The organism is Gramella sp. MAR_2010_147 (assembly GCF_900105135.1).
In the GTDB taxonomy this organism is placed as follows: Bacteria; Bacteroidota; Bacteroidia; order Flavobacteriales; family Flavobacteriaceae; genus Christiangramia.
In genome coordinates this window covers 477,942-504,568 of the sequence record NZ_LT629741.1, presented here as the reverse complement: position 1 = coordinate 504,568, position 26,627 = coordinate 477,942, and the positions used below count along the sequence as shown (strand labels likewise).

Below are 26,627 nucleotides of genomic sequence, written 5' to 3'. Positions count from 1 at the left end.
TTAATCATCGTTCTGCTGCTTGCTTCGTTTCTTAGACCCTTCGTAAAGTACATACTTTAACAGTCTGCCCTCTAAAGGACCGTTATACAGTTTTATCTTCCTGGAAGCTCTTAATCCCACGCTTTTAATCGCATCGAAATTGGTAGCAATAAACCAGGCATGGGTACCAGGGTAGCTTTGCTTAAGGGTATCCCCTATTTTTCCGTAGAATTCTTCGATATCAATTTCCAGACGTTCTCCATATGGCGGATTAAATAACATATGTAGGTACTTATCTCCCTGCTTTTCGCTCTCAAAGAAGCTACGCTGCTCTATTTCAATAAAATCTGAAAGGTTGGCATTCTTTACATTATCTTTCGCCTTCATTATTGCCGAAGGAGCCTTATCATAGCCCTTAATCTTAAAATGAAAATCCCTTACCTTTTTCATCGCAGAATTTTCGATCTTCTCATAGAGATCTTCGTCCCAATCATTCCATTTTTCGAAAGCAAATTCCTTTCGGTTTAAGTTTGGAGGAATATTACAGGCAATCATTGCCGCCTCAATTGGGATAGTTCCGCTACCGCACATGGGATCAAGAAAATCACATTGACCGTCCCATCCAGAAATTAAAAGCATCCCTGCAGCCAACACTTCGTTGATTGGTGCAATGTTCGTAGCGGTACGATACCCTCGTTTATGAAGAGAGTCACCCGAACTATCAAAAGACACATTGCAAAAATTCTGTTCTATATGAATATTGATTCGTAGATCTGGGAAATCAAGATCTACGTCTGGTCTTTTTCCAAATTTCTCTCTGAACCTGTCTACAATAGCATCCTTACTTTTAAGCGCTACATATTGAGAGTGGGTAAATATATCTGAATGTACTGCCGAATCTATCGCAAGACTTCCGTCATCAGCGAGGAATTTCTCCCAGGGTAGTTTTTTAATATTATCGTACAGCTCCTGTTCAGAATTCACCCGAAAGCTTTCATATGGCTTCAAAATCTTTATGGCTGTTCGCAAACATAGATTAGCCTTATACATAAAGCCTTTATCACCAACGAAGCTAACCATTCGATTACCTTCTTTGATATCCATTGCACCAAGATCCAGTAATTCCTTTGCGAGGATCGACTCAAAACCATAAAGGGTCTTGGCGATCATTCTGTAGTTATCCATAATCCTTCTTTAAAGAACCGCAAAAATAAGTTAATTTTGCCCGAAAGTATAATTATTACGGGATAGTTCATGCCTGGTCATGAACTTAGTCAACTTAACTAACCAAAGGACCTTGCTTACAGATCTATATATATACATACTACCCATCTTTGCAGTTGTTGCAGGTTATATAATTTCCCTTTTTTTAAAACCCGGAAGTTCATCGGGCTTTAAACTTTTGCTTGCTTTTAGCGGTGCATATCTTCTTGCTGTAACAGTTCTGGAGCTGCTTCCAGATGTTTATAGTGCTCAACAAAACGGTATTGGTGTATTTATCATGATGGGATTATTGTTGCAAATCGTTTTAGAATTCCTTTCGAAAGGGGTAGAACATGGCCATTTGCATTTTCATGAGAATAACAACAGTTTTCCCCTTTTATTATTAATCAGTTTAAGCCTGCACTCACTACTGGAAGGATTTCCATTGGAAAATGATAATCACCTTCTTCATGGTGTTGTGATCCATAAAATTCCCGTAGCTGCAATTCTTTCTGTGTTCCTGGTGCAAAGCAAATTAAGCCAACCTAAAGTGATTTTATTCCTGGGCTTCTTTGCTTTAATGACACCTTTAGGTAGCTGGCTAAAAAATAATGTCGATTTTATTGCAGAATACGCTCCATATATAAACGCAATTGTAATAGGTATTTTTCTTCATGTATCTACAACAATTATATTTGAATCTTCAAAAAATCATTCCTTTAACGCTTCTAAGTTAGCAGTTATCATTTTGGGTATTCTTCTGGCTTATTTTATATAAAATGTTTAGTCAGGAAGAATCAAAGAAAATACGACAGGAATTCTGGACAAGCTTCGGAAAGGAGTATCCACATAAATGGCTGTTGTATAATACCAAAATGAAGGAAATACAATTGAAGTTTACTTTCAACCGAAAATTTGCGCAGGTCTCTCTCGATGTTATTGACGACACTGAGTTGATACGAGAATATTATTTTGAAAAGTTACAATCACTTAAAACTATTCTGAAAGAAGAGTATCTACCAGATGTGATTTTTGAAGAATTCTATGAATTACCTGAAGGAAAGATAATAAGCAGGATTTATACTCAGCTTGATAATGTGAGTATTCATAATAAAAAAACCTGGCCAGAAACAAAAGAATTCCTTTCTTCAAAAATGACGCTTTTGGAAGATTTTTTTAAAGATTTCAGCGATTTTTTAAAAAATTAAACAAGTAAAAAATATTTTTCGGTATTTTGATATATAGAAAGATAGCGACTTTCGTCTGTACCCTACCATATCTTTTTCATTTTACCAATTAACCAACCTATAAAATCGAAGGTGATTATATAGTTACATCGGGCACTATTGGCCAGGTTGAGGGACAGGGAGTTGCTGGCCCGCAGGAAAGTAGAATGAGAATTAGTGAGGTTTCTGAAAGCAGGATGGTTCTAATTATAGATCAGGAAAGTACCACTAATCAGGGTGGGATGGAATTTACTATAAAGATAGATGGTACATATATTAACAAAATAAACAGCATTTTTTTAGATTTTCACCATGTTTTCAAACTTAAACCTTAAGTAATGTTGAACTAGAAATCACTTCTGGTGAATTTCTATTAACACCTAGAATACATTTACGAGTCTAGTATATAAATAATATTATAGCCTTGACACATGTTGAATCAATACTTGTTTTTTAAAACCCTATATTTTGAAGAATATTAACTTTCCTAAATTTGAAACTGAGCGGTTACTACTAAGGAAGATAAAAAGACAGGATCAATCAAACATCCATAAAGGACTTTCTCATAAAGAAGTAATAAGATATTATGGTGTTCAATATGGTACTTTTGAGGACACGGAGGAACAAATAAATTGGTATGAAAATCTCGAGAAATCCGGTTCGGGTATGTGGTGGGCCATTTATCTAAAGAACTCAAATGAATTTTGTGGTGCTGTAGGCTATAACGACCATAATAAAGAGCATAATAAAGCTGAGATAGGTTTCTGGTTGTTACCTGATTACTGGGGTAATGGTTTTATCAAGGAAGCTGCTGAAATTATAATAGAATATTTATTCCATGACCTCAAAATACACCGTTTAGAAGCTTATGTAGAGAGCGAAAATAGAAATTCAGCAAAAGTTCTGGATAAGCTAGCTTTCAAGCTTGAAGGTTCTATGCAGGACTGTGAGGTTAAAAAGGGAAAATATATAAGTATTGAGCTTTTTGCCAAAATCAATTCAGAAGAATAAGAATATTAAATCTCATTAATTTTTACTGGTACCTGGGAATAGGGCATAAAAAAACCCTTTATCTGTTGAGATAAAGGGTTTTCAAGAAGAAGGCGGCGACATACTCTCCCACAATACAGCAGTACCATCTGCGCTAACGGGCTTAACTACTCTGTTCGGGATGGGAAGAGGTGAGCCCCGTTGCTATAGCCACCTTAAAAGGTAAGTTATAAGCTTCGAGCTTAAAACTGTTCTAATTACTTAGAACTAATATCGTTGACATACTTAAGAAACAAAAAATTAAACGAAGAACTGGTCATGCATTATAAAATAAGCATTTGGCGGCTCTGAGGTTTTGCGGCCTCAGAGCCATCGCGCATCAAGCTTTACGGATGATTAGTACTACTCGGCTATGACATTACTGCCTTTACACCTGTAGCCTATCAACGTGGTAGTCTCCCACGGTCCTTTAAAGAAATCTCATCTTGTGGTGGGTTTCGCGCTTATATGCTTTCAGCGCTTATCCCTTCCGAACGTAGCTACTCTGCAGTGCTCCTGGCGGAACAACAGATACACCAGAGGTTCGTCCAATCCGGTCCTCTCGTACTAGGATCAGGTCCACTCAAATTTCTAACGCCCACTGTAGATAGAGACCGAACTGTCTCACGACGTTCTGAACCCAGCTCGCGTGCCACTTTAATGGGCGAACAGCCCAACCCTTGGGACCTTCTCCAGCCCCAGGATGTGACGAGCCGACATCGAGGTGCCAAACCCCCCCGTCGATGTGAGCTCTTGGGGGAGATCAGCCTGTTATCCCCGGCGTACCTTTTATCCTTTGAGCGATGACCCTTCCATGCGGTGTCACCGGATCACTATGCTCTACTTTCGTACCTGATCGACCTGTATGTCTCTCAGTCAAGCTCCCTTTTGCCATTGCACTCTACGCACGGTTACCAAGCGTGCTGAGGGAACCTTTAGAAGCCTCCGTTACTCTTTTGGAGGCGACCACCCCAGTCAAACTACCCACCAAGCACTGTCCTTCCATTGGAAGTTAGGCTCTAAACAAGTAAAGGGTAGTATTTCAACAACGACTCCACCACACCTGGCGATGCAGCTTCAAAGTCTCCTACCTATCCTACACATCACTTGTTCAAAGTCAATACTAAGCTATAGTAAAGGTGCACGGGGTCTTTTCGTCCCACAGCGGGTAATCGGCATCTTCACCGATACTACAATTTCACCGAGCTCATGGCTGAGACAGTATCCAGATCGTTGCACCATTCGTGCAGGTCGGAACTTACCCGACAAGGAATTTCGCTACCTTAGGACCGTTATAGTTACGGCCGCCGTTTACTGGGGCTTCAGTTCAATGCGTCGCCGAAGCTAACATCTCCCCTTAACCTTCCAGCACCGGGCAGGTGTCAGGCCCTATACGTCATCTTTCGATTTAGCAGAGCCCTGTGTTTTTGATAAACAGTCGCCTGGATCTTTTCACTGCGGCCCCCCCATAAGGGGGGCGACCCTTCTCCCGAAGTTACGGGCCAATTTTGCCTAGTTCCTTAGCCATGAATCTCTCGAGCACCTTAGAATTCTCATCCCAACTACCTGTGTCGGTTTAGGGTACGGGTTGCCTCCACTCGCTTTTCTTGGAAGTCGCTCCTCTGGATTATCACGCCGGCCGTAGCTTTTGTGTACTATCGGGGTGTTACCACTCCCTTCAACGTACTATTCCGTCAGTACGCACCAAATTTACGCCTCCGTCCGCTTTAACGTGGGGCAAGTAGCAGAATATTAACTGCTTGTCCATCGACTACCCCTTTCGGGTTCGCCTTAGGTCCCGACTAACCCTCAGCTGATTAGCATAGCTGAGGAAACCTTAGTCTTTCGGTGTGCGGGTTTCTCGCCCGCATTATCGTTACTTATGCCTACATTTTCTTTTGTAACCAATCCAGCAAGCCTCGCGACTCACCTTCATCTCTGTTACAATGCTCCCCTACCACTATAGTAAACTATAGTCCATAGCTTCGGTAATATGTTTATGCCCGATTATTATCCATGCCGAACCGCTCGACTAGTGAGCTGTTACGCACTCTTTAAATGAATGGCTGCTTCCAAGCCAACATCCTAGCTGTCTGGGCAGTTCAACCGCGTTTCTTCAACTTAACATATATTTTGGGACCTTAGCTGATGGTCTGGGTTCTTTCCCTCTCGGACATGGACCTTAGCACCCATGCCCTCACTGATATGAATCATTTTATAGCATTCGGAGTTTGTCAGGAATTGGTAGGCGGTGAAGCCCCCGCATCCAATCAGTAGCTCTACCTCTATAAAACTATCTATATCGCTGCACCTAAATGCATTTCGGGGAGTACGAGCTATTTCCGAGTTTGATTGGCCTTTCACCCCTACCCTCAGGTCATCCCAAGACTTTTCAACGTCAACGGGTTCGGTCCTCCACTATGTGTTACCACAGCTTCAACCTGCCCAAGGGTAGATCACACGGTTTCGCGTCTACCACTACCAACTAAAGCGCCCTATTCAGACTCGCTTTCGCTACGGCTCCACAGCTGAACTGCTTAACCTTGCTGGCAACGGTAACTCGTAGGCTCATTATGCAAAAGGCACGCCGTCACCCCACGAAGGGGCTCCGACCGCTTGTAAGCGTATGGTTTCAGGATCTATTTCACTCCCTTGTTCAGGGTTCTTTTCACCTTTCCCTCACGGTACTGGTTCACTATCGGTCTCTCAGGAGTATTTAGCCTTGGCGGATGGTCCCGCCGGATTCATACAGGGTTTCACGTGCCCCGCACTACTCAGGATACCACTATGTTTTATACGAAGTTTCCTATACCGGGCTGTCACCGTCTATGGCCAAGCTTTCCAACTTGTTCTAATTCCTTGTACAAACAATATTGTGGTCCTACAACCCCAATAAGTCCGTAAACTCATTGGTTTGGGCTACTGCGCGTTCGCTCGCCGCTACTAGCGCAATCACTATTGTTTTCTCTTCCTCCGGGTACTTAGATGTTTCAGTTCTCCGGGTTTGCCTCCTTGCGGATACTATACCTTCAGTATAGTGGGTTGCCCCATTCGGATATTCGCGGATCAATTTGTATGTGCCAATCCCCACGACTTTTCGCAGCTTATCACGTCCTTCTTCGCCTCTGAGAGCCTAGGCATTCCCCATACGCCCTTATCTAGCTTGTATGCGCTTTGCTTAATGCTCTAATCCATTCTGATTGCTCAGAACAGAAGTATTATAATGTATTACTTATATTAAATATTTCTATCTAATAGTGTTCTCGTATTCTTTGTTTCTCAATATGTCAATGAACTTTTTTCCTGTCTAACAATAAAACTTCGATGATCCTACAAACTAAAAAACTTATGTTTCCTGGTTGTTTGTAAAAACTATTCCCGTTTTATCTCTAGGAATCGTGGAGAATATCGGAGTCGAACCGATGACCTCCTGCGTGCAAGGCAGGCGCTCTAGCCAGCTGAGCTAATCCCCCATTATTTCAGTGATCAGTTAACAGTTATTAGTTAACAGTACTTATAACGGCTACTCAACCTCTAAAATTTCCTTTAGTTATTTCAAATGAACGTCTTTATAAACCTGATGGCTTACTTTAATTAAAAAGTAGTCTCAGGCAGACTCGAACTGCCGACCTCTACATTATCAGTGTAGCGCTCTAACCAGCTGAGCTATGAGACTGTCCATATAAATCGAATTGACGATAAGAATCAAGACCAAATTGGCCTCTGAACTTCCCTTACTAATTGTCGCTTGTCACTAGGTGACAAAGCTCTAGAAAGGAGGTGTTCCAGCCGCACCTTCCGGTACGGCTACCTTGTTACGACTTAGCCCCAGTTACCAGTTTTACCCTAGGCCGCTCCTTACGGTGACGGACTTCAGGTACCCCCAGCTTCCATGGCTTGACGGGCGGTGTGTACAAGGCCCGGGAACGTATTCACCGCATCATGGCTGATATGCGATTACTAGCGATTCCAGCTTCACGCAGTCGAGTTGCAGACTGCGATCCGAACTGTGATAGGGTTTGAAGATTCGCATCCCCTCGCGGGGTAGCTGCCCTCTGTCCCTACCATTGTAGCACGTGTGTGGCCCAGGACGTAAGGGCCGTGATGATTTGACGTCATCCCCACCTTCCTCGCGGTTTGCACCGGCAGTCTGGCTAGAGTTCCCGACATGACTCGCTGGCAACTAACCACAGGGGTTGCGCTCGTTATAGGACTTAACCTGACACCTCACGGCACGAGCTGACGACAACCATGCAGCACCTTGCAATCTGTCCGAAGAAAAGTCTGTTTCCAGACCTGTCAGACTGCATTTAAGCCCTGGTAAGGTTCCTCGCGTATCATCGAATTAAACCACATGCTCCACCGCTTGTGCGGGCCCCCGTCAATTCCTTTGAGTTTCATTCTTGCGAACGTACTCCCCAGGTGGGTTACTTATCACTTTCGCTTAACCACCCAGCCCTCAATTAGGCCGGACAGCTAGTAACCATCGTTTACGGCGTAGACTACCAGGGTATCTAATCCTGTTCGCTACCTACGCTTTCGTCCCTCAGCGTCAATATATTATTAGTGATCTGCCTTCGCAATAGGTGTTCTGAGTAATATCTATGCATTTCACCGCTACACTACTCATTCCAACCACTTCATAATAATTCAAGAATAACAGTATCAATGGCAATTCTACAGTTAAGCTGCAGACTTTCACCACTGACTTATTACTCCGCCTACGGACCCTTTAAACCCAATGATTCCGGATAACGCTTGGACCCTCCGTATTACCGCGGCTGCTGGCACGGAGTTAGCCGGTCCTTATTCATACGGTACCGTCAAGCATCTACACGTAGATGTGGTTCTTCCCGTATAAAAGCAGTTTACAACCCATAGGGCCGTCTTCCTGCACGCGGCATGGCTGGATCAGAGTTGCCTCCATTGTCCAATATTCCTCACTGCTGCCTCCCGTAGGAGTCTGGTCCGTGTCTCAGTACCAGTGTGGGGGATCTCCCTCTCAGGACCCCTACCTATCGCCGTCTTGGTAAGCCGTTACCTTACCAACTAACTAATAGGACGCATACTCATCTTTAAGCCATAAATGTTTAATGTAATCCTCAGGTGAGGTCTACATACTATGGGGTATTAATCCACGTTTCCATGGGCTATTCCCCGCTTAAAGGCAGATTGTATACGCGTTACGCACCCGTGCGCCGGTCGTCATCAGAAAAGCAAGCTTTCCTATGTTACCCCTCGACTTGCATGTGTTAGGCCTGCCGCTAGCGTTCATCCTGAGCCAGGATCAAACTCTTCATCGTTAAATCTTATATATATTCAACAACTACTAAAGAAATTGCTCAGTATGACTTTTTCTAGTCTTAATTCTTATACACTTGATCATAAAGTATCGCTACTCTATAATCCTTGTCAATTCAATATATCAATGAACTTGTCAATTATCAATTAGCAGGTATCAATTAACAATCCTAAAATTGCCAGATGATCATTGCTTATTGTGTATTGATCATTGTCTTAGTTAAAACCCGAGGATTTGAACCCCTTTAAATTACGCCCCGTCCGGCGGTTTCTCTTAATATCATTCTGTAATTATGAACGTTTGCTCTCTCTCAAAGCGGGTGCAAATATACAACGCTTTTTATTTACCAACCAAAACTTTTTTGATAAAAATTTTAGTTTCTTTTTAAAGCTTTCAGCAGCACTTTAATAAACCCTTTTTCTTTAAATGAACATCACTTCATCTCCAAAGCGGGTGCAAATATAAAACGACTTTTACTCTCCAACCAAATAAAAAATCATCTTTTTTTATTTAATTCGCAAGGCCATTTCTTGCCGTATACCCCATTCTCATTACTGTCAGTGAACTTATCGCTCCATCGTTAAGCGGCTGCAAATATACACCAACTTCTTCTCTCCCGCCAAATAAAATCATGGCTTTTTTTAAGAAAAATTTAAAATAAAATATAATCAATTGATGATCAAGAAGAACTGATGACCATTACCTGCTTCTTTTTCTTGTATTTCTACGGTTATTCCACTTGTCACTTAGATCAAGATATTCAAAATCCAATGCACTTGCCTGTCTTTCCAGAATATTGTCTCTAAATGATCTTTGTAAAATATCTTCAATTAGAAAGTCTTCCTGATTAGATTCCGGATGATATTCTTCTTTTAAGGATATATCAAACATACTGGCTGTAGTGTTATACCAGAAAGCTCTCCAGCCACTTTTCAACTCTTTAACCAAATCAAAAGTAGTGATACCTGTTTGCCTGTGAATTAATTTCACTAAAATCTGTCCTTCTGTCCTTGTAAGCTTCTTTAATTCTATAGAAAATTCTTCTTCAATATAATTCTGTACAATTTTAGTATATTTCTTTTGAGCTCTTTTGGACTTTATATCATCGAGCCTGGAATTTAATTCCACTAATCTTTCTGAAGCTAATTTTGCATATGGGTAAACCTTTCGGGTTTTTCTTCTTAATATAAGGTAGCGTTTTCTATCTTCATTACTATCAAATTTCAGTTTACGTAATAAAACCACTTCTTCAAGATCTATAGCTTCCCGCGGTATGGAATCCCCGGCTATGATCATATATTTTTTTTGCAGCGTATCATTTTCAATTGAGTCTGCCACTACAGGATTATTAGTGTCCTGAGCAGAAACATTGAACCCGATTAAAAATATCGATATAAATAAAAATCTGATCACCATATATAATTTCAACTTTTCAAAAATCAATTTCGCCAAAATCATTCCAAAATTAATCAATAGCAAGTTGTTACCCATCTAAAACTTTTTAAATTCGTGAAAATTAATTGAACAATGAAGAAAAGTAAAGTACTTGATAAGAAATCGTTGGAGTTTCTAGAAACTTATCTCAATAATGCTGCGCCTACCGGATATGAATCTGAAGGTCAGAAATTATGGATGGAATATCTAAAACCATATGTTGATAAGTTTATTACTGATACTTATGGAACCGCTGTTGGTGTCATAAATCCTGAAGCTAAATATAAGGTGGTAATAGAAGGTCATGCTGACGAAATTTCGTGGTATGTAAATTATATTAGTGATGAGGGCTTAATATACGTTGTTAGAAATGGTGGAAGCGATCATCAGATCGCTGCATCCAAAAGAGTGAACATTCATACTAAAAATGGAATTGTAAAAGGTGTTTTTGGATGGCCTGCGATTCACACAAGGGACAAGGAAAAAGAACAATCTCCAAAAATGGACAATATCTGCATAGATGTTGGATGCGATAATAAAAAAGACGTTGAAAAGCTGGGCGTTCATGTTGGCTGTGTCATTACATATCCTGATGAATTTTTTGTTCTGAATAAAGATAAATTTGTTTGTCGTGCTTTAGATAACCGAATTGGAGGTTTTATGATCGCACAAGTTGCAAGACTTCTAAAAGAGAATAAGAAAGAATTACCATTTGGATTATATGTAACAAATTCTGTTCAGGAAGAAATTGGATTAAGAGGTGCTGAAATGATTACTCACCGAATTCAGCCAAACGTGGCTATTGTGACTGATGTAACTCACGACACCACTACTCCCATGATCGAAAAGAAAACCAATGGACTGAATAAGATAGGAGATGGCCCTGTTATTTCTTATGCACCTGCCGTTCAAAACAAGTTACGAGAACTTATTTTAGATACTGCAGAGGATAAAAAAATTCCTTTCCAACGCCATGCATCTTCAAGATTTACCGGGACAGATACCGATGCTTTTGCCTATAGTAATGGCGGAGTTCCTTCAGCCTTGATATCTTTACCTTTAAGATATATGCATACAACAGTTGAAATGGTTCATCGGGACGATGTAGAAAATGTGATCAATCTTATCTACGAATCGCTTCTCAATATTAAAGAAGGAGATAGTTTTAGTTACTTCGACTAGATTGAACATCACATAAAGTATTGTTAAACTCCCTGATATCAGGGAGTTTTCTTTTTTCAGACTTAAATATTTCACACTTTTTTAAATATATGCATTTAGATTTCGAAGTATATTTAAATAAAAAATATGACTCTGTCGCCTGATGATGTTGAAACCGTCATGTCTAATCCGCACGAAGCTGTAAAACTGGCAAACCTTAGATACGTTTCAGAAAACCATTTATCTATAGAAAGAAAAAAAGTTGGACGTGGTTTTGCTTATTTTAAAAAGGAAGAAAAAGTTTCAGATAAGAAGACTCTTGAAAGAATTAAAAAATTGGTTATTCCACCTGCATGGAAAAATGTAAAAATCACTCATCTACCTAACGGACACCTTCAAGTTGTGGGAAGAGATGAGAAAGATCGAAAACAATACTTGTATCATCCTACCTGGTCAGAAATAAGGAATCAAACAAAATTCTTTAAAATGGCCTCTTTTGGTAAAATCCTTCCGAAAATAAGAAAACAGGTAGACGAGGACCTTAACTTAAAGGGAATGCCTAAAAGAAAAGTTCTTGCTCTCGTTATTAGATTAATGGAAGAAACCCATATTAGAGTAGGCAATCATTATTACGCCAAGAAAAATAAAACATATGGTCTTTCCACATTTAGAACCCGACATGTAAAAACCTTTGATGATGGACTAAAATTTGAATTTATAGGAAAAAAAGGCAAAGAACACTCTATTACAGTGGAAGATCGAAGACTCATTGAACTTATCAATCAGTGTGAGGAAATTCCCGGCTGGGAACTTTTTAAATTTTACAATGAAAGTGGTGAGAAGCAAATTATCAACAGTGAGATGATCAATGAATATATTCATGAGTTAAGCGGTGATATGTACTCTGCAAAAGATTTCAGAACCTGGTCTGCCACGAAGATATTTTTTGAAACCCTAATTGAAAAAGGTTATGTAGAAGATGAAAAAGAAAATAAAAAGAACATTCTTGAAGGTTTTGATGCCGCCGCAGAAGGTCTAGGCAATACCCGCGCAGTTTGCAGGAGCTATTATGTACATCCTAAACTTATTGAGACATACGAAACAGGAGAAATCATCCCCTATTTTAAAAAAGTAAAGGAAGATAAAGCTCCTACGTATGCTCAACTTTCAGAAACAGAAAAAGCGATTCATAAACTCATTAAAGATTATAAAATAAAGATTGAAAGTTAAAATGACTGAAAAACATTATAAACCTCCTAAAAGTATGTGACGGTATAACAAAATTTACCTGAGAGGAATTATTGAAATTTAATTCCATATTTTTCATAATTCAGATAAATTTGATCTATGACGAATTCAATCGCTTCCAGAATTGCAGACTTCTTAAGTAAATTTCCCCCGTTTTCCCTACTGAATAATTCACAATTGGAGATAATCGCCAATGAGGTAAAGGTAATGTACTTTGAACAAGGTAAGACTGTATTTTCAAGAGACGAAAGTGTTCATGATTATTTCTATATAGTACAGAAAGGAGCAGTAGATCTTCAAAAGCTGGATGCAAACCAGGAACCTGAAACAATTGACAAATGCGATGAAGGGGACGTCTTCGGTTTACGTCCATTATTTGCAAAAGAAAATTATCAGATAAATGCCATCACTGATGAGGAAAGCGTGATCTATGCAATCCCTTTAAGTGTTTTCAAACCCTACGCGATAAGCAATCCCAAAGTAGGAGATTTTCTAATGGAAAGTTTCGCGTCCAACACCAGGAATCCCTATTCCAATGAACATCGCGGCAAATTAGTTACTGATGATGAGGACATCAGGTTTAAAAAAGAGGCGCTCTTCGAATTACAACAAATTCCAATTGTAAAAAAGATAGTTACGGTTTCTCCAGATACGAGTATTCAAAAATCAGCAATATTAATGAGCAACCGCAGAGTAGGATCTGTAATTGTTGTTGAAGAAGAAAAACCTGTTGGTATCGTTACCGATGTAGATTTCAGAGAATTGGTTGCTACCGGAAAACTACCAATTGAGAGTCCTATTAGAGACGTTATGAATTCTCCCGTAATATGTTATTCAAAAAAGCTGACCATTGCCCAGGCCCAGCTCATTATGATGAAACAAAATATCAATCACATTTGTATTACCAAAGACGGCACTCCCAACACCAAGGTAAAAGGAATTGTTTCTGAACATGACATCATTGTTTCCCAGGGAAATAATCCGGCAGTGCTAATGAAGGCGATCAATAGAGCTGGTAGTACCAAGAAATTAAAACGGATTAGAAACAAAATTATGATCCTTCTCAATGGATATCTTAAGAGTAATATTCCACTTTCGCATACTTCTAATATCATTTTTGAACTAAATGATGCCACCATAAAGCGAACCATTAAAAGATGTATAGACAAGATGGATGGGCCACTTCCGGCTAAATTCGCCTGGATGTCCCTTGGAAGTCAGGGAAGAAAAGAACAGTTATTACACACAGACCAGGACAACGCATTGGTATTTGAAGATGTCCCTGAAGATCAACTGGAAGAAACCCGTGCATATTTTTTAAAGCTCGCCACTAAAATTACTAAGCGATTGAATATCATTGGATACGAATTTTGTCCGGCCGAAATGATGGCGAGAAACCCGAAATATTGTCTTTCGCTTTCTGAATGGAAAGATCAGTTTTCGCAATGGGTGACTACATCTGGCAACGACGAGATCCTTTTATGTCAGATATTTTTTGATTTTGATATCTCCTATGGAGAAGTAAAACTTACCAATTCTATATCTGATCATATATTCGATATTTTAAAAGGAAACAAAAATTTTCTGAATAAGTTGGCTGCCCAAGCTCTAAGAAATCCATCACCACTTGGTTTTTTCAGGCAGTTCCTGGTGGAACAGGATGGTAAGAAAAAGGATCTTTTTGATATTAAAAAACGTGGAATCATGCCTTTGACCGATGCCGGTAGACTGCTTATCCTGGAACACAGGGTGAAGAATATCAGTAATACTTCTGAAAGGTTTGAGAAACTAGCCCAGCTGGAACCTAATAACAAAGAAATCTATCAAGCTTGTGCCTACTCCTCCAGAGCACTTATTAAATTCAGAACCAAGCAGGGCTTAAAGCATAAAGATAATGGAAGGTTTATAAACCTTGAGGATCTTGCAAAAGAAGATAAAATAAAATTGAAACGATGTTTTAAAACTATTAAAGAAATTCAGGAACTTATAAAGCTAAGATTTGAAACCACCTATTATTTATGATAAGGAAATGGCTAAAAAAGAATACAGTAAATGAAGATTTTCCATATTTCTGGCAGAATTATGCAAAGTCTTTTCAGGAGAAAATCCCTGAAAAAATCTCAGAAATAAGATTTGTCGTTTTTGATACCGAGACTACAGGTTTTAATATTGAAGATGATAGAATTTTAAGTATTGGAGCTTTACGAGTAGAGAATAACAGTATAGAAATAAGTGACAATTTTGAGGTTTTTCTAAAGCAGGAAAAATTTAATCCTGAAACTGTGCAGATTCATGGAATAATTCGCAATGAAAAATTTGATAAATTACTTGAGATTGAAGCCCTCAAGAAATTCCTCTATTATATTCAAAATTCTGTACTCGTTGCCCACCATGCAGGTTTCGACATAAAAATGATCAATGAAGCTTTAAAAAGACAAGGGCTCCCAAAGTTGAAAAATAGAGTTCTGGATACATCTGTTTTATTTAAAAAGACCCGTATTCTCACTAATCTGATAGATCGCGATAAGGTTTATTCGCTGGATGAAATTGCTGAAGCTTATAATATCGACCTTACAGACAGACATACAGCTTCTGGAGATGCTTATATAACAGCACTTATTTTCATGAAATTATTGAGCCGTCTTAAGAAAAATAAAGATTCTACCTTAAAAGATATTTACAAAACCAGATAGATTTAGCTCGTTTTTGCTCCTTCAATGATATCCTCTACTACCTCAGGATTTAACAAAGTTGAAGTATCCCCAAGATCTGATGTTTCATTAGAGGCTATTTTTCTTAAAATTCGTCTCATGATCTTACCACTTCTGGTCTTTGGTAAACCATCAACAAACTGGATCTTATCCGGCTTGGCGATTGGCCCTATCTTATCTGCAATTTGCTGATTGATTTCTTTTCTAAGATTATCCTGATTTCTGGATTCACCAGATTCTTTCAGAATTATAAAACCATACAATGCATTACCTTTCACATCGTGTGGGAAGCCAACAACAGCCGATTCTGCTACAGCCGGATGCTCATTAATCGCATCTTCAATTGGTGCGGTACCTAAATTATGTCCCGAAACAATGATCACATCATCCACCCTACCCGTAATTCTATAATAGCCGGTTTCATCGCGTAATGCACCATCACCCGTGAAATATTTATTCTCGAATGCTGAAAAATAAGTATCTCTGTAGCGATCATGATTTCCGTAAATAGTCCTTGCCATGGAAGGCCATGGAAATTTTATGCATAATCTACCATCTAGCTGATTCCCTTTGATCTCCTTCCCATCTTCATCCATCAATACCGGCTGAATTCCCGGAAATGGTAAGGTCGCGAAGGTTGGCTTTGTTGGAGTGGCGAATGGAATTGGTGAGATCATGATTCCACCGGTTTCCGTTTGCCACCAGGTGTCTACGATCGGACTTTTGTTTTTACCTATATTATTATCATACCAGTGCCATGCTTCTTCATTTATGGGTTCGCCTACCGTTCCAAGTACCTTCAAGGATGTAAGATCATATTTATCTACAAAATCAAGATTTTTTTTAGCTAAAGCTCTAATAGCTGTTGGAGCCGTATAAAACTGGTTGACTTTGTGCTTTTCAACAATTTCCCAGAATCGTCCAAAATCAGGATACGACGGAACTCCTTCAAACATTACGGTGGTGGCACCATTTAAAAGCGGGCCGTAAACTATATAAGAATGTCCGGTGATCCATCCAATATCGGCAGTACACCAATAGACATCGTCATTTTGATAATTGAATATATTTTTGAATGTATATGCGGAATATACCATATAACCGGCCGTGGTATGCAGCATCCCCTTCGGTTTACCCGTAGATCCTGAAGTATATAATATGAATAAAGGATCTTCTGCATCCATAACTTCAGGACTGCACTCATCTGAAGCTTTTTCCATCAATGGCGCAAGCCACTTATCTCGGCCCTCTTTCATCTGAACCTCAACTCCAGTCCTTTTCGCCACTAAAACTGTCTCTACATCTGGACAATCTTCCAGCGCCTTATCTACAATTCCTTTCAGATCTATTGTTTTGTCTCCGCGATAAGAACCATCTGAGGTAATGATCATCTTACAATCTGCATCTACCGTTCTGGTGGCCAAAGCTGAAGCCGAAAAACCAGCAAAAACAACCGAATGAACCGCGCCAATCCTGGCACAGGCTAGAACTGCGTAAGCCAATTCAGGAATCATCGGAAGATAAATACATACTTTATCGCCTTTTTGAATCCCATTATCTTTCAACACATTGGCAAACTGATTTACTTTTTTATGTAGTTCATTAAAGCTTAGATGTAAAGCCTCATCTTTTGGATCATTAGGTTCCCATATGATCGCTGTTTTATCACCCTGAGCAAGAAGATGGCGATCTATACAATTTTCAGTGATATTGAGTTTAGCATTTTCAAACCATTTCACCTCCGGTTTCGTAAAATCCCAACTAAGTACATTATCCCATTTTTTTCTCCAGACAAAGTGTTCTTCAGCCACTTCCTGCCAGAAATTTTCCGGCTCTCTAACAGATTTTCGATATACCTGAAAATATTCCTCTAGATTCTTTATGTGATAATTACTCATGGTTAAGTTGGTTTAAATGAAAAAAGACAAAACCGGATAAACCGGTTCTGTCTTTAAAATTATTAAATCGTAAGGAATCAAAAAAGTTATAATGAGTTAAATCTCCAGGAAGACCTCATTAAGGTAATTTTTGTTTAATCATCAACGATTATTTTAGTGTGCTTTTAAATAAGATTCCACATTATTCTCAATACGAGACTCAATATTTGAAACATCAGCCTTTTTAAATTTCTCACCGGTGATATTTTCATAAAGCTCAATATACCTTTCAGAAACAGACTCGATGTATGCATCGCTCATTTCCGGAACAGATTGACCTTCCAGTCCCTGAAAACCTTCAGAAATTAACCATTGCCGCACAAATTCTTTGGAAAGCTGTTTTTGAGCCTCTCCCTTTTCCTGACGTTCCTCGTATCCTTTTTTATAGAAATATCTTGAAGAATCTGGCGTATGGATCTCATCTATCAGAACAATCTCTCCATCTGCAGTTTTTCCAAATTCATATTTTGTATCTACCAAAATTAGATCCTGTTTTGCTGCAATTTCGGTTCCTCGCTCAAAAAGTTTTCTGGTATAGTCTTCCAGCCTCAAATAATCCTCTTCAGTAACGATACCTTTTTTTATAATGTCCTCCCGGGAAATATCTTCATCATGATCGCCATGCTCAGCTTTGGTAGCCGGAGTAATGATTGGCTCCGGGAATTTATCGTTTTCCTTCATTCCTTCAGCCATTGCAACTCCGCATAATTCTCTTTTCCCTGCTTTATATTCTCTGGCTGCATGACCCGACATATACCCTCTAATAACCATTTCAACTTTGAAAGGCTCACATTTTTTACCAATTGCGACATTAGGATCTGGCGTTGCTTCCAACCAATTGGGCACAATATCCCTTGTTTTTTCCATCATTTTGGTGGCGATCTGGTTCAGGATCTGACCTTTGTATGGTATTCCTTTCGGCATAACCACATCAAAAGCTGAAAGCCTGTCTGAAGCGATCATCACCAGTTGATCATCTTCCAAAAAATACACATCCCTGACTTTACCTTTGTAAACTGACAGTTGACCGGGAAAATTGAAATTAGTTTTCGTTATCGTATTACTCATAAAGAGCTTAAACTTTTATAATTAATCGTTATGTTCTATTGTTTTGTAGGCAGCAATGATCTTCTTCACCAATCTGTGACGAATTACATCTTTATCATCGAGGTAAACCATTCCCACTCCTTTTACATCTTTGAGTACGAGGAGCGCTTCTTTTAATCCTGAAATTGTTCTTCTTGGTAAATCTATCTGTCCCGGGTCTCCAGTGATCATAAACTTTGCGCTCTTACCCATACGGGTTAAGAACATTTTCATTTGTGCATGGGTAGTGTTCTGAGCTTCATCAAGAATAACAAAAGCATGATCCAGGGTACGTCCACGCATAAATGCTAAGGGCGCAATTTGAATCACTCCCTTTTCAATAAAAACCTCCAGTTTCTCGTGCGGAATCATATCTCTTAATGCATCATATAGAGGTTGCATATAAGGATCCAGTTTTTCTTTAAGATCACCCGGTAAAAAACCCAGGTTTTCTCCAGCTTCTACCGCTGGTCTGGTTAAAATGATCCTTTTTACCTGCTTTTCTTTCAAGGCTTTAACTGCCAAAGCAACTCCTGTATAAGTTTTACCGGTACCGGCTGGCCCGATTGCGAAAACAAGATCATTCTTTCTCGAAAGTTCCACCAGTTTACGCTGATTAACGGTTTGGGCTTTAATCACCTTCCCGCTTATCCCATGAACTATAGTTTCACCACTTTCTTTTGAACTTGCATAATCCTCTTCACTCTCACTGGTTAAAACCCTTTCAATGGTATTCTCGTCCAGCTTATTATATTTCCCGAAATGATCCATAAGCATGGAAAAACGCTTGTCGAATTCTTCCAGCATTTCTTCATCTCCAAAAACTTTTATTTTACTGCCCCTGGCGACAATCTTTAATTTTGGAAAATACTTTTTTAATAATTCTATGTGTTCATTTTGTTGCCCGAAAAATTCTCGAGGGCTAATTTCTGAAAGTTCAATAAGAAGTTCGTTCAAAAGCTATGATTTTTAAGATGAAGCATTGTAGGTTTTTAGAGGCATTTTTATTTGTCCTTCGTTTTTCAATAACCTAATTTTGAAACCGAATTAATGGTATTTTTTAGCGTTGAGCCTAAACGAATCACTAAAAATAAAATTATATTCGCCTTCCTTACAAACTTAAGGAAAATTACCAGTCTCAGATTAAAAAAATATTAACAATCGCCTATGGCAATCATCACTTTAACGACCGATTTTGGGGAGAAAGATTATTTCGCTGGTGCGGTTAAAGGAGCAATTTATAGTGAACTAAGTGATGTTAGAATTGTTGATATTTCACATTCGGTTTCGCCGTTTCACATTAGTGAAGCCGCATATATTATAAAGAATGCCTACAAAAGTTTCCCGAAAGGCAGCATTCATATTATCGGAATAGATTCTGAGCTTACTCCTGAAAACAAGCATCTGGCAGTAAAACTGGATGATCATTATTTTATCTGTGCCAATAACGGGATCCTTTCTTTGTTAGCTTCGGAAATCATGCCGGAAAAGATCGTAGAAATCAATATTCATGATAAAATTCAAACCAATTTTCCCGTCCTGGATGTATTCGTAAAAGTTGCCTGCCATATTTCCCGTGGTGGTACGCTGGAAGTAATAGGTAAAAGCGTTAGCGACATCAAACATCTTAAACAGTTTGAACCACTTATTAATTCTGAGAAAGATCAGATTCTGGGTCATGTTATTTATGTTGATAACTATGGAAATGTGATCACCAATATTTCCAGAAAATTATTTGAAAGTGTTGGAAAGGGTCGGGATTTTAAAATTAGTGCCAGAAACGTCAATTTCAATACGATCTACGAAACTTATAGCCATGCCATTAATTTTGATGTGGAAAAAGAAAACCGAAAGGAAGAAGATGGTAAGAAACTGGCCGTATTTAATTCGGCTGGCTATATTGAACTGGCCATTTATAAAAGTAATCCAAGCACTGTCGGCAGTGCCGCAAGTTTATTCGGACTTGAATATTTAGATACGATAACAGTAAATTTTGAATAGATGTTTGTTAGAATAGTGAAAATGGGCTTTCAACCGGAAAAGATTGAAGAATTTCTGGCTAATTTTGAAGAAAATAAAGACAAGATTCGAGGTTTTGAAGGTTGTCAATTTTTAGAACTCTATCGTGGTAAAGACAATACAAATCAATTTTTCACGTATTCCTACTGGGAAAACGAACAGGCATTAGAGAATTACAGAAATTCTGAGCTATTTAAAAATGTCTGGGCGAATACCAAGGTGCTATTCAATGAAAAACCGGAAGCCTGGAGCGTGGATAAACTGGTTAGTTTGGAGTAGTCCATAGTGAGAAGTTTAAATTATAAAAAATTAATTATATCCAAATAAAAAAGAGATTTCTCTCTCTGGTCGAAATGACAAAAAACAGAAAACACAGAACAATCAACCGAAACCGATAATTGATAATTGATAATTGATAATTGATAATTGATAATTGAAAGTATGCTGGCGATACTAAATAAGGAAATACAATCATTTTTTTCTTCCCTCACGGGATATCTTGTGATCGGACTCTTTCTTATTGCCTGCGGATTTTTCCTATTTGTGTTTTCCGGAGGATATAATATTCTGGATAGTGGTTTTGCAGATCTTAAACCATTCTTCAGTCTTGCACCATGGATCTTTCTATTTCTGATTCCTGCCATCGCCATGAAAAGCTTTGCTGATGAGAACCGAATGGGAACGATGGAAATATTATTAACTAAACCTATCGGACTCTGGAAACTGATCGCCGGTAAATATCTGGGGGTTCTCTTTCTGGTCTTTCTGGCAATTATTCCAACGCTTTTATATGTTTTAAGCATTTCTCAACTTGGAAGACCTGTTGGAAATTTTGACATTGGTGCTACCATTGGTTCTTATATAGGACTTATTTTCCTAGGGGGTTGTTATGCCGCAATCGGGATTTTTGCATCCAGCCTTTCTTCCAATCAAATTGTCTCCTTCTTATTGGGCGTTTTTCTTTGCTTTATTTGTTACTATGCTTTTGAAGGACTTGCAAACACTAATCTATTTGGTACCTCCAGTTACATTCTGGAGTCTTTTGGAATCAGCTTTCATTATAAAAGTATTAGTCGCGGGGTAATAGACACCCGTGATATCATTTATTTTCTGAGTCTGATATTTCTGTTTCTTAAACTCACAGAAATTAAACTTTCAGCAACCAAGAACAGGCGATAATGAAACAACCAAATAAAATAAAATCCCTACTTATTTTACTGGTAATTCTTATCGCGGTGAATTTCCTGGCTTCAGAATTCTATTCGCGTGTTGATTTGACCCAGGATCAACGATACAGCCTCTCCCCTGCTGCGAAAGAAATTGTAGCTAATGTAGAACAACCGGTGATCTTTGATGTATTTCTGGAAGGAAGTTTTCCATCAGAATTCAGAAGATTACAAAATGAAACCAGGCAGATGCTGGAAGAATTTTCAGCCTATAATCGCAATATAAAATTCAATTTTGTAGACCCGCTGGAAGAAAGTGGCGATGCCAATGCCATCGCTGAGGAATTCTACAAAATGGGAATGACTCCCGCGAGATTAAATGTACAGGAAAATGGAAAGAACAGTGAGAGTATTATTTTCCCCTGGGCAATTGCCAATTACGGAGATAAAACTGTAAAAATACCCCTTCTTAAAAACCAGATAGGCGCTACCGATGAAGAACGGGTAAATGCTTCAGTACAACAGTTAGAATATGCACTTGCCGATGGATTAAGCAAACTCATTTATCCCCGAAAAAAGAAGATCGCAGTAATGCGCGGAAATGGGGAACTCCCGGATGTTCAAATTGCAGATTTTGTAAAGACCATTCAGGAATATTACTTTATGGCTCCGTTTACATTAGATTCAGCAGCAATAAATCCTAAAAAAACACTAGCAGATCTAAAAGAGTATGATCTCATTTTAGAGCCAAAACCTACCCGGGCCTATTCAGAAAATGAAAAATATATCCTGGATCAATATGTAATGAACGGTGGAAAAATGTTGTGGCTGGCTGAAGTGACCAATATGGAAAATGATAGCCTGTTTAACGATCAAGGAACTGCCATTGCTCTGCCAAGAAACCTGAACCTTGGAGATTATTTTTTCTCTTACGGAGTTCGAATCAATCCTGAAATTGTGAATGACCTCTACTCTGCCCCTATCGTTCTGGCTAGCGGCAGCGGACAGAATACAAGGTTTAATCCATACCCCTGGTTCTATAGTCCGTTGACAACTTCACCAAATGAGCACCCTATAATCAACAATATTGAGGCTGTAAAGTTTGAATACGCCAATCCTATAGACACCTTAGCTAATGATATTAATAAAACAATTCTTTTAAGCAGTTCCCCCAAAACCAAACTTGAAGGAGTACCTGCACAGATTAGCTTAAATACTGTAGGCCAGAAACCTGATCTAAACAGCTACAATTCCGGTGAGCAGCCATTGGCGGTATTACTGGAAGGACAATTTAAATCGGTTTATAAGAACCGGGTAAAACCATTTGAAATACAAAATCATTTAGATAAAGGAGTTGATTCTAAAATGCTAATCGTTTCAGATGGGGATGTGATTAAAAATGATATCCAGGGAGGAAAAGCTATGGAACTTGGCTTCCAGCGTTATACCGGAAATACTTATGGAAATAAAGAATTCCTTCTAAACTCTGTCAATTATCTATTAGATGATAACGGATTGATTGATATTCGTTCCAAAGAGATCAATCTCGCATTTCTGGATAAAGAAAAAACAGCTGATGAAAGATCTAAGTGGCAATTAATAAACATTGCAGGCCCCATAATTCTCCTCTTCATCTTCGGAATTGCTTTCAGGTTCTATAGAAAGCAGAAATATGTAAAGTAAAGCTCACAAAGAAACTATAGAAAGTTTGAACTACTACATATTAACAATTTTAAATCAGTTTAATTTTACAAACAACTGTTTTAAAGTGTTTTACATCATTTTCAACATGAAAGTCTGTTAATAAATACTCAGTCAACAAGCCGGGATTTTTCACTTATTAAAATATATTTGTAAGTGATTAAACAAATCAATAAAAGCCGATGAAATTTATTGTATCCAGCAATTACCTGCTGAAACAGCTACAAATACTTGGAGGGGTAATTAACAATAGTAACACGTTACCAATTTTAGATAATTTCCTTTTCGATCTTAATAATGACGAACTAACGGTTTCTGCTTCAGACCTTGAAACCACGATGTCTGCAAAACTTAAAGTAGAATCAGATTCTGAAGGTAAAATTGCAGTTCCTGCAAAGTTACTTTTAGACACGCTGAAAACTTTTCCTGAGCAACCGCTTACATTTGTAGTTGAAGATAACAATACCATAGAATTAAGTTCCAACCACGGTAAATATGCACTTGCGTATGCCGATGGGGAGGAATTTCCAAATCCGGTAGAGCTTGAAGATCCAAGTAGTACGGTTGTTGAAGCTGATATCCTTGCATCTGCTATTTCCAAAACCATTTTTGCTTCTGGAAATGATGATCTTAGACCGGTAATGAGTGGAGTTTTCTTTCAGTTTACCGAAGACGGATTAACCTTCGTTGCTACAGATGCTCATAAACTGGTAAAATATTCCAGAGAAGATATTAAAGCAAATCAGGCTGCGGAATTCATTATGCCGAAAAAACCTTTGAATCTATTAAAAGGAATTCTTGCCGGCAGTGAATCTGAAGTGTTAATAGAATACAATGAATCAAACGCAAAGTTTACGTTTGATGAAACTCAGTTGATCTGTAGATTAATAGACGGAAAATACCCAAATTATGAGGCGGTTATTCCGAAGGAAAATCCAAACAAACTTACTATTGAGAGAAACCAGTTTTTAAGTTCTGTAAGAAGGGTTTCTATTTTCTCAAATAAAACCACTCACCAGGTGAGATTAAAGATCGCCGGGGCTGAGCTGAATATTTCTGCGGAAGATGTTGATTACAGTAATAAGGCTGAAGAACGTTTAACCTGTTCTTACCAGGGTGATGATATGCAAATTGGGTTCAATTCAAGATTTCTTGTAGAAATGTTGAATAACCTTACTGCTGATGAAGTAATGCTGGAAATGAGCCTGCCTAACAGAGCTGGAATTTTAACTCCGGTTGACGGACTGGATCCTGGAGAAAAAATCACCATGCTTGTAATGCCGGTGATGCTGAATAACTAATCCCTCCCCGGCCCCTCTCATAAGGAGAGAGCTAGAAAAAAAAATTACAAAATTTAAAAAGCCCTTTCAAAAATTTGAACGGGCTTTTTTCTAACTAATTAATTAAAAAAACTACTGAAAATTCTATTTCAAAAACTGAATAGTTAAGGGATAATAGGGCATTTCATCATTACTTACTTTTAGTGCGTTCATTATTGGTAGTATCAGGGCGATCAATCCAATAACAATTAATCCCAGAATTCCTAATCCGAATAAAAAGATAAGCGGAATGCAAATAATGGAATATATGAACAGGCTTATTTGAAAGTTTAAAATCATTTTACCGTGCATATCCATTCCAGCTACTTTATCTTTTTGCGTCAACCAAAGCACTAACGGGACTATAAATCCTCCTATTCCTGTTACCAGGTCTAACAATTGACTTAAGTGCGTCATGACTAACATTTGCTTGTCTTCTCTCATTTTTAATTTTTTGATGGTTATTGATGGTTTCTATATAAAAGACGAATAGAAAAGAGGTTTGTTACAGAATTGGGTGCAGCAATGATTTCTTTTATAAATTTGCTACATGAAATTGAATGATACTATTGTTGCCCTTGCCACACCTTCTGGTGCCGGTGCTATTGCTATAATTAGAGTTTCTGGCCCTGATGCTTTAAATATCGTCTCTCCTCTTTTTAGAGCAAAAAGTAAAAAAGAGCTGGCCGTGCAACCAACGCATACCCTTCATCTCGGAAATATGATGGATGGAGTAAGGACTATTGATGAAATTCTTGCCTCTGTTTTTCGTGCACCGAAATCTTATACTGGTGAGGAAACAGTAGAATTATCCTGCCATGGGAGTCCGTACATCCAGCAGGAGATCATTCAATTATTGATAAGAAAAGGATGTCGTTCTGCGGAAGCTGGTGAATTTACACTTCGCGCTTTTTTAAATGCAAAGATGGATCTTAGCCAGGCAGAGGCTGTAGCCGATTTGATCAATTCTGAAAATGCCGCTTCCCACCAGATGGCGATGCAGCAAATGCGTGGAGGCTTTTCTAATGAAATTCAGAAACTACGTGAAGAACTATTGAATTTTGCTTCCCTTATTGAACTGGAACTGGACTTTGCGGAAGAAGATGTGGAGTTTGCAAATAGAGATCAGTTCAGGGATCTGGTATCCAGAATCCAGACTGTTTTAAAGAGGTTAATAGATTCTTTCGCAACCGGAAATGTATTGAAAAATGGAATTCCCGTTGCCATTGTTGGTGAACCCAATGTTGGAAAATCTACTTTACTTAATGCACTACTGAATGAAGAGCGTGCGATAGTTTCTGAAATTGCAGGTACTACCAGAGATACTATTGAGGATGAAATGAGTATTGGCGGAGTAGGATTTAGATTCATCGATACTGCAGGAATTCGCGAGACTAAAGATGTGGTAGAAAGCATAGGAATTAAAAAGACTTTTGAAAAAATAAGTCAGGCGCAAGTGGTAGTCTACCTGGTAGACAGTTCTCAGATTGCCGTGAACAGAGAAAGACTTCAGGAAGTTCGAATTGAAATAGAAAAGATCAAAAATAAATTTCCACAGAAACCACTATTAATCATCGCCAATAAAACCGACCGCCTTGCAGAAGAAGAAATAGAAATTTTAAAAGAAAAACTGGAAGATATTTCCAGTCATGCTAAAAGAGCTGAATTTCTACTATTATCTGCAAAAACAAATCTGGGCGTTGAAGAGTTAAAAGAAAGACTATTACAATTTGTAAATACCGGAGCCCTAAGAAACTCTGACACCATCGTAACCAATTCCAGGCATTATGCCGCCCTTTTAAAAGCCCTGGAAGAGATCAATAAGGTAGAAGACGGTTTAAACGCAGAACTTTCCGGAGACCTTCTGGCAATCGATATACGTCAGGCTCTTCACCATTTTGGGGAGATCACGGGTGAGATCACTAATGATGATTTGCTTGGAAATATTTTTGCGAATTTTTGCATCGGCAAGTAAAAATCGTCAATAAAGATAGATAACCAATCTAAATTCTAATAATTACATTCCTTTGAAAAACTGACTATAAATTTGAGGCTTCCTGTAACCTAGGTTACATATATCCTTTGAAAATTCTTTTAATTTCGCCA

At 38.6% G+C, this 26,627-nt stretch carries 20 protein-coding genes, 2 tRNA genes and 3 rRNA genes; 13 read left to right on the top strand and 12 right to left on the bottom strand.

The genetic code is table 11. The features are described from left to right. Positions 1-1,164, bottom strand: coding sequence for a THUMP domain-containing protein (locus tag BLT95_RS02215; RefSeq protein ID WP_089664435.1), 1,164 nt, complete (start codon positions 1,162-1,164; stop codon positions 1-3). 79 nt (positions 1,165-1,243) lie between these two features. Here BLT95_RS02215 and BLT95_RS02210 point away from each other — a divergent pair, with 79 nt between their 5' ends. The 3 genes from BLT95_RS02210 to BLT95_RS02200 all read left to right on the top strand — a co-directional run bounded on the left by BLT95_RS02210 (position 1,244) and on the right by BLT95_RS02200 (position 3,419). Beyond that, positions 1,244-1,960, top strand: coding sequence for a ZIP family metal transporter (locus BLT95_RS02210; protein WP_089664434.1), 717 nt, complete (start codon positions 1,244-1,246; stop codon positions 1,958-1,960). A gap of 1 nt (position 1,961) precedes the next feature. Then, a complete protein-coding gene (locus tag BLT95_RS02205; RefSeq protein ID WP_089664433.1) occupies positions 1,962-2,390 on the top strand; it encodes a DUF4268 domain-containing protein in 429 nt (142 codons plus the stop codon). A gap of 486 nt (positions 2,391-2,876) precedes the next feature. Continuing rightward, a complete protein-coding gene (locus tag BLT95_RS02200) occupies positions 2,877-3,419 on the top strand; it encodes a GNAT family N-acetyltransferase (protein ID WP_231896396.1) in 543 nt (180 codons plus the stop codon). Positions 3,420-3,506: 87 nt separating this feature from the next. Here the strand turns inward: BLT95_RS02200 and rrf are convergent. The 7 genes from rrf to BLT95_RS02170 form a co-directional block, all read right to left on the bottom strand. Next, a 5S ribosomal RNA gene (gene rrf, locus BLT95_RS02195) occupies positions 3,507-3,616 on the bottom strand. Positions 3,617-3,773: 157 nt separating this feature from the next. Further along, positions 3,774-6,607: ribosomal RNA gene (locus BLT95_RS02190) — 23S ribosomal RNA — on the bottom strand. 229 nt (positions 6,608-6,836) lie between these two features. Next, positions 6,837-6,910 (bottom strand) — tRNA-Ala (locus BLT95_RS02185). A 129-nt stretch (positions 6,911-7,039) separates the two neighbouring features. Beyond that, positions 7,040-7,113 (bottom strand) — tRNA-Ile (locus BLT95_RS02180). A gap of 97 nt (positions 7,114-7,210) precedes the next feature. Continuing rightward, positions 7,211-8,740: ribosomal RNA gene (locus BLT95_RS02175) — 16S ribosomal RNA — on the bottom strand. Together the 16S, 23S and 5S rRNA genes with 2 tRNA genes alongside form the textbook arrangement of a ribosomal RNA operon. 509 nt (positions 8,741-9,249) lie before the next feature. Next, on the bottom strand, positions 9,250-9,372 hold the full coding sequence (locus BLT95_RS14535; protein WP_262490119.1) for a hypothetical protein: 123 nt from the start codon (positions 9,370-9,372) through the stop codon (positions 9,250-9,252). Positions 9,373-9,438: 66 nt separating this feature from the next. After that, complete coding sequence (locus tag BLT95_RS02170; RefSeq protein WP_089666822.1) at positions 9,439-10,155, bottom strand: DUF4294 domain-containing protein; 717 nt, start codon at positions 10,153-10,155, stop codon at positions 9,439-9,441. Between the two features lie 111 nt (positions 10,156-10,266). Between BLT95_RS02170 and BLT95_RS02165 the strand changes: the two genes are divergently transcribed. The 4 genes from BLT95_RS02165 to BLT95_RS02150 all read left to right on the top strand — a co-directional run bounded on the left by BLT95_RS02165 (position 10,267) and on the right by BLT95_RS02150 (position 15,275). Beyond that, the gene (locus BLT95_RS02165) at positions 10,267-11,355 is read left to right on the top strand and encodes a M42 family metallopeptidase (RefSeq protein ID WP_089664432.1); all 1,089 of its coding nucleotides are present in this window, start codon (positions 10,267-10,269) and stop codon (positions 11,353-11,355) included. A 126-nt stretch (positions 11,356-11,481) separates the two neighbouring features. After that, positions 11,482-12,564 (top strand): DNA topoisomerase IB, encoded by a 1,083-nt coding sequence (locus BLT95_RS02160; protein WP_089664431.1) that lies wholly within the window; start codon positions 11,482-11,484, stop codon positions 12,562-12,564. A gap of 117 nt (positions 12,565-12,681) precedes the next feature. After that, a complete protein-coding gene (locus BLT95_RS02155; RefSeq protein WP_089664430.1) occupies positions 12,682-14,604 on the top strand; it encodes a DUF294 nucleotidyltransferase-like domain-containing protein in 1,923 nt (640 codons plus the stop codon). Next, entirely contained in the window at positions 14,601-15,275 is a 675-nt protein-coding gene (locus tag BLT95_RS02150; protein ID WP_089664429.1) for a 3'-5' exonuclease, read from the top strand. Before BLT95_RS02155 ends, BLT95_RS02150 begins: the two co-directional genes overlap by 4 nt. Before the next feature lie 2 nt (positions 15,276-15,277). Here the strand turns inward: BLT95_RS02150 and acs are convergent, their stop codons facing one another. The 3 genes from acs to BLT95_RS02135 form a co-directional block, all read right to left on the bottom strand. Further along, positions 15,278-17,191: an acetate--CoA ligase gene (gene acs, locus BLT95_RS02145; protein ID WP_089664428.1), complete on the bottom strand. Its 1,914-nt coding sequence runs from the start codon at positions 17,189-17,191 to the stop codon at positions 15,278-15,280. Between the two features lie 153 nt (positions 17,192-17,344). After that, a complete protein-coding gene (locus BLT95_RS02140; RefSeq protein ID WP_089664427.1) occupies positions 17,345-18,298 on the bottom strand; it encodes a phosphoribosylaminoimidazolesuccinocarboxamide synthase in 954 nt (317 codons plus the stop codon). Between the two features lie 21 nt (positions 18,299-18,319). After that, positions 18,320-19,273, bottom strand: a complete 954-nt coding sequence (locus BLT95_RS02135; protein ID WP_089664426.1) for a PhoH family protein — start codon at positions 19,271-19,273, stop codon at positions 18,320-18,322. 210 nt (positions 19,274-19,483) lie between these two features. On the opposite strand from BLT95_RS02135, the gene BLT95_RS02130 reads away from it, so the two are divergent. The 5 genes from BLT95_RS02130 to dnaN all read left to right on the top strand — a co-directional run bounded on the left by BLT95_RS02130 (position 19,484) and on the right by dnaN (position 24,503). Further along, positions 19,484-20,317, top strand: coding sequence for an SAM-dependent chlorinase/fluorinase (locus BLT95_RS02130; protein WP_089664425.1), 834 nt, complete (start codon positions 19,484-19,486; stop codon positions 20,315-20,317). After that, a complete protein-coding gene (locus BLT95_RS02125; protein WP_089664424.1) occupies positions 20,318-20,614 on the top strand; it encodes an antibiotic biosynthesis monooxygenase family protein in 297 nt (98 codons plus the stop codon). It begins immediately after the preceding gene. 162 nt (positions 20,615-20,776) lie between these two features. Further along, the gene (gldF, locus tag BLT95_RS02120) at positions 20,777-21,514 is read left to right on the top strand and encodes a gliding motility-associated ABC transporter permease subunit GldF (protein WP_089664423.1); all 738 of its coding nucleotides are present in this window, start codon (positions 20,777-20,779) and stop codon (positions 21,512-21,514) included. After that, complete coding sequence (gene gldG, locus BLT95_RS02115; protein ID WP_089664422.1) at positions 21,514-23,184, top strand: gliding motility-associated ABC transporter substrate-binding protein GldG; 1,671 nt, start codon at positions 21,514-21,516, stop codon at positions 23,182-23,184. The genes gldF and gldG overlap by 1 nt, the downstream gene beginning before the upstream one ends. A 200-nt stretch (positions 23,185-23,384) precedes the next feature. Continuing rightward, entirely contained in the window at positions 23,385-24,503 is a 1,119-nt protein-coding gene (gene dnaN, locus BLT95_RS02110) for a DNA polymerase III subunit beta (RefSeq protein ID WP_089664421.1), read from the top strand. Between the two features lie 123 nt (positions 24,504-24,626). On the opposite strand, the gene BLT95_RS02105 is transcribed toward dnaN, so the two are convergent. Continuing rightward, positions 24,627-24,965, bottom strand: coding sequence for a DUF4870 domain-containing protein (locus BLT95_RS02105; protein WP_089664420.1), 339 nt, complete (start codon positions 24,963-24,965; stop codon positions 24,627-24,629). Positions 24,966-25,071: 106 nt separating this feature from the next. Between BLT95_RS02105 and mnmE the strand changes: the two genes are divergently transcribed. Then, positions 25,072-26,496 (top strand): tRNA uridine-5-carboxymethylaminomethyl(34) synthesis GTPase MnmE, encoded by a 1,425-nt coding sequence (mnmE, locus tag BLT95_RS02100; RefSeq protein WP_089664419.1) that lies wholly within the window; start codon positions 25,072-25,074, stop codon positions 26,494-26,496. Positions 26,497-26,627: the final 131 nt, after the last annotated feature.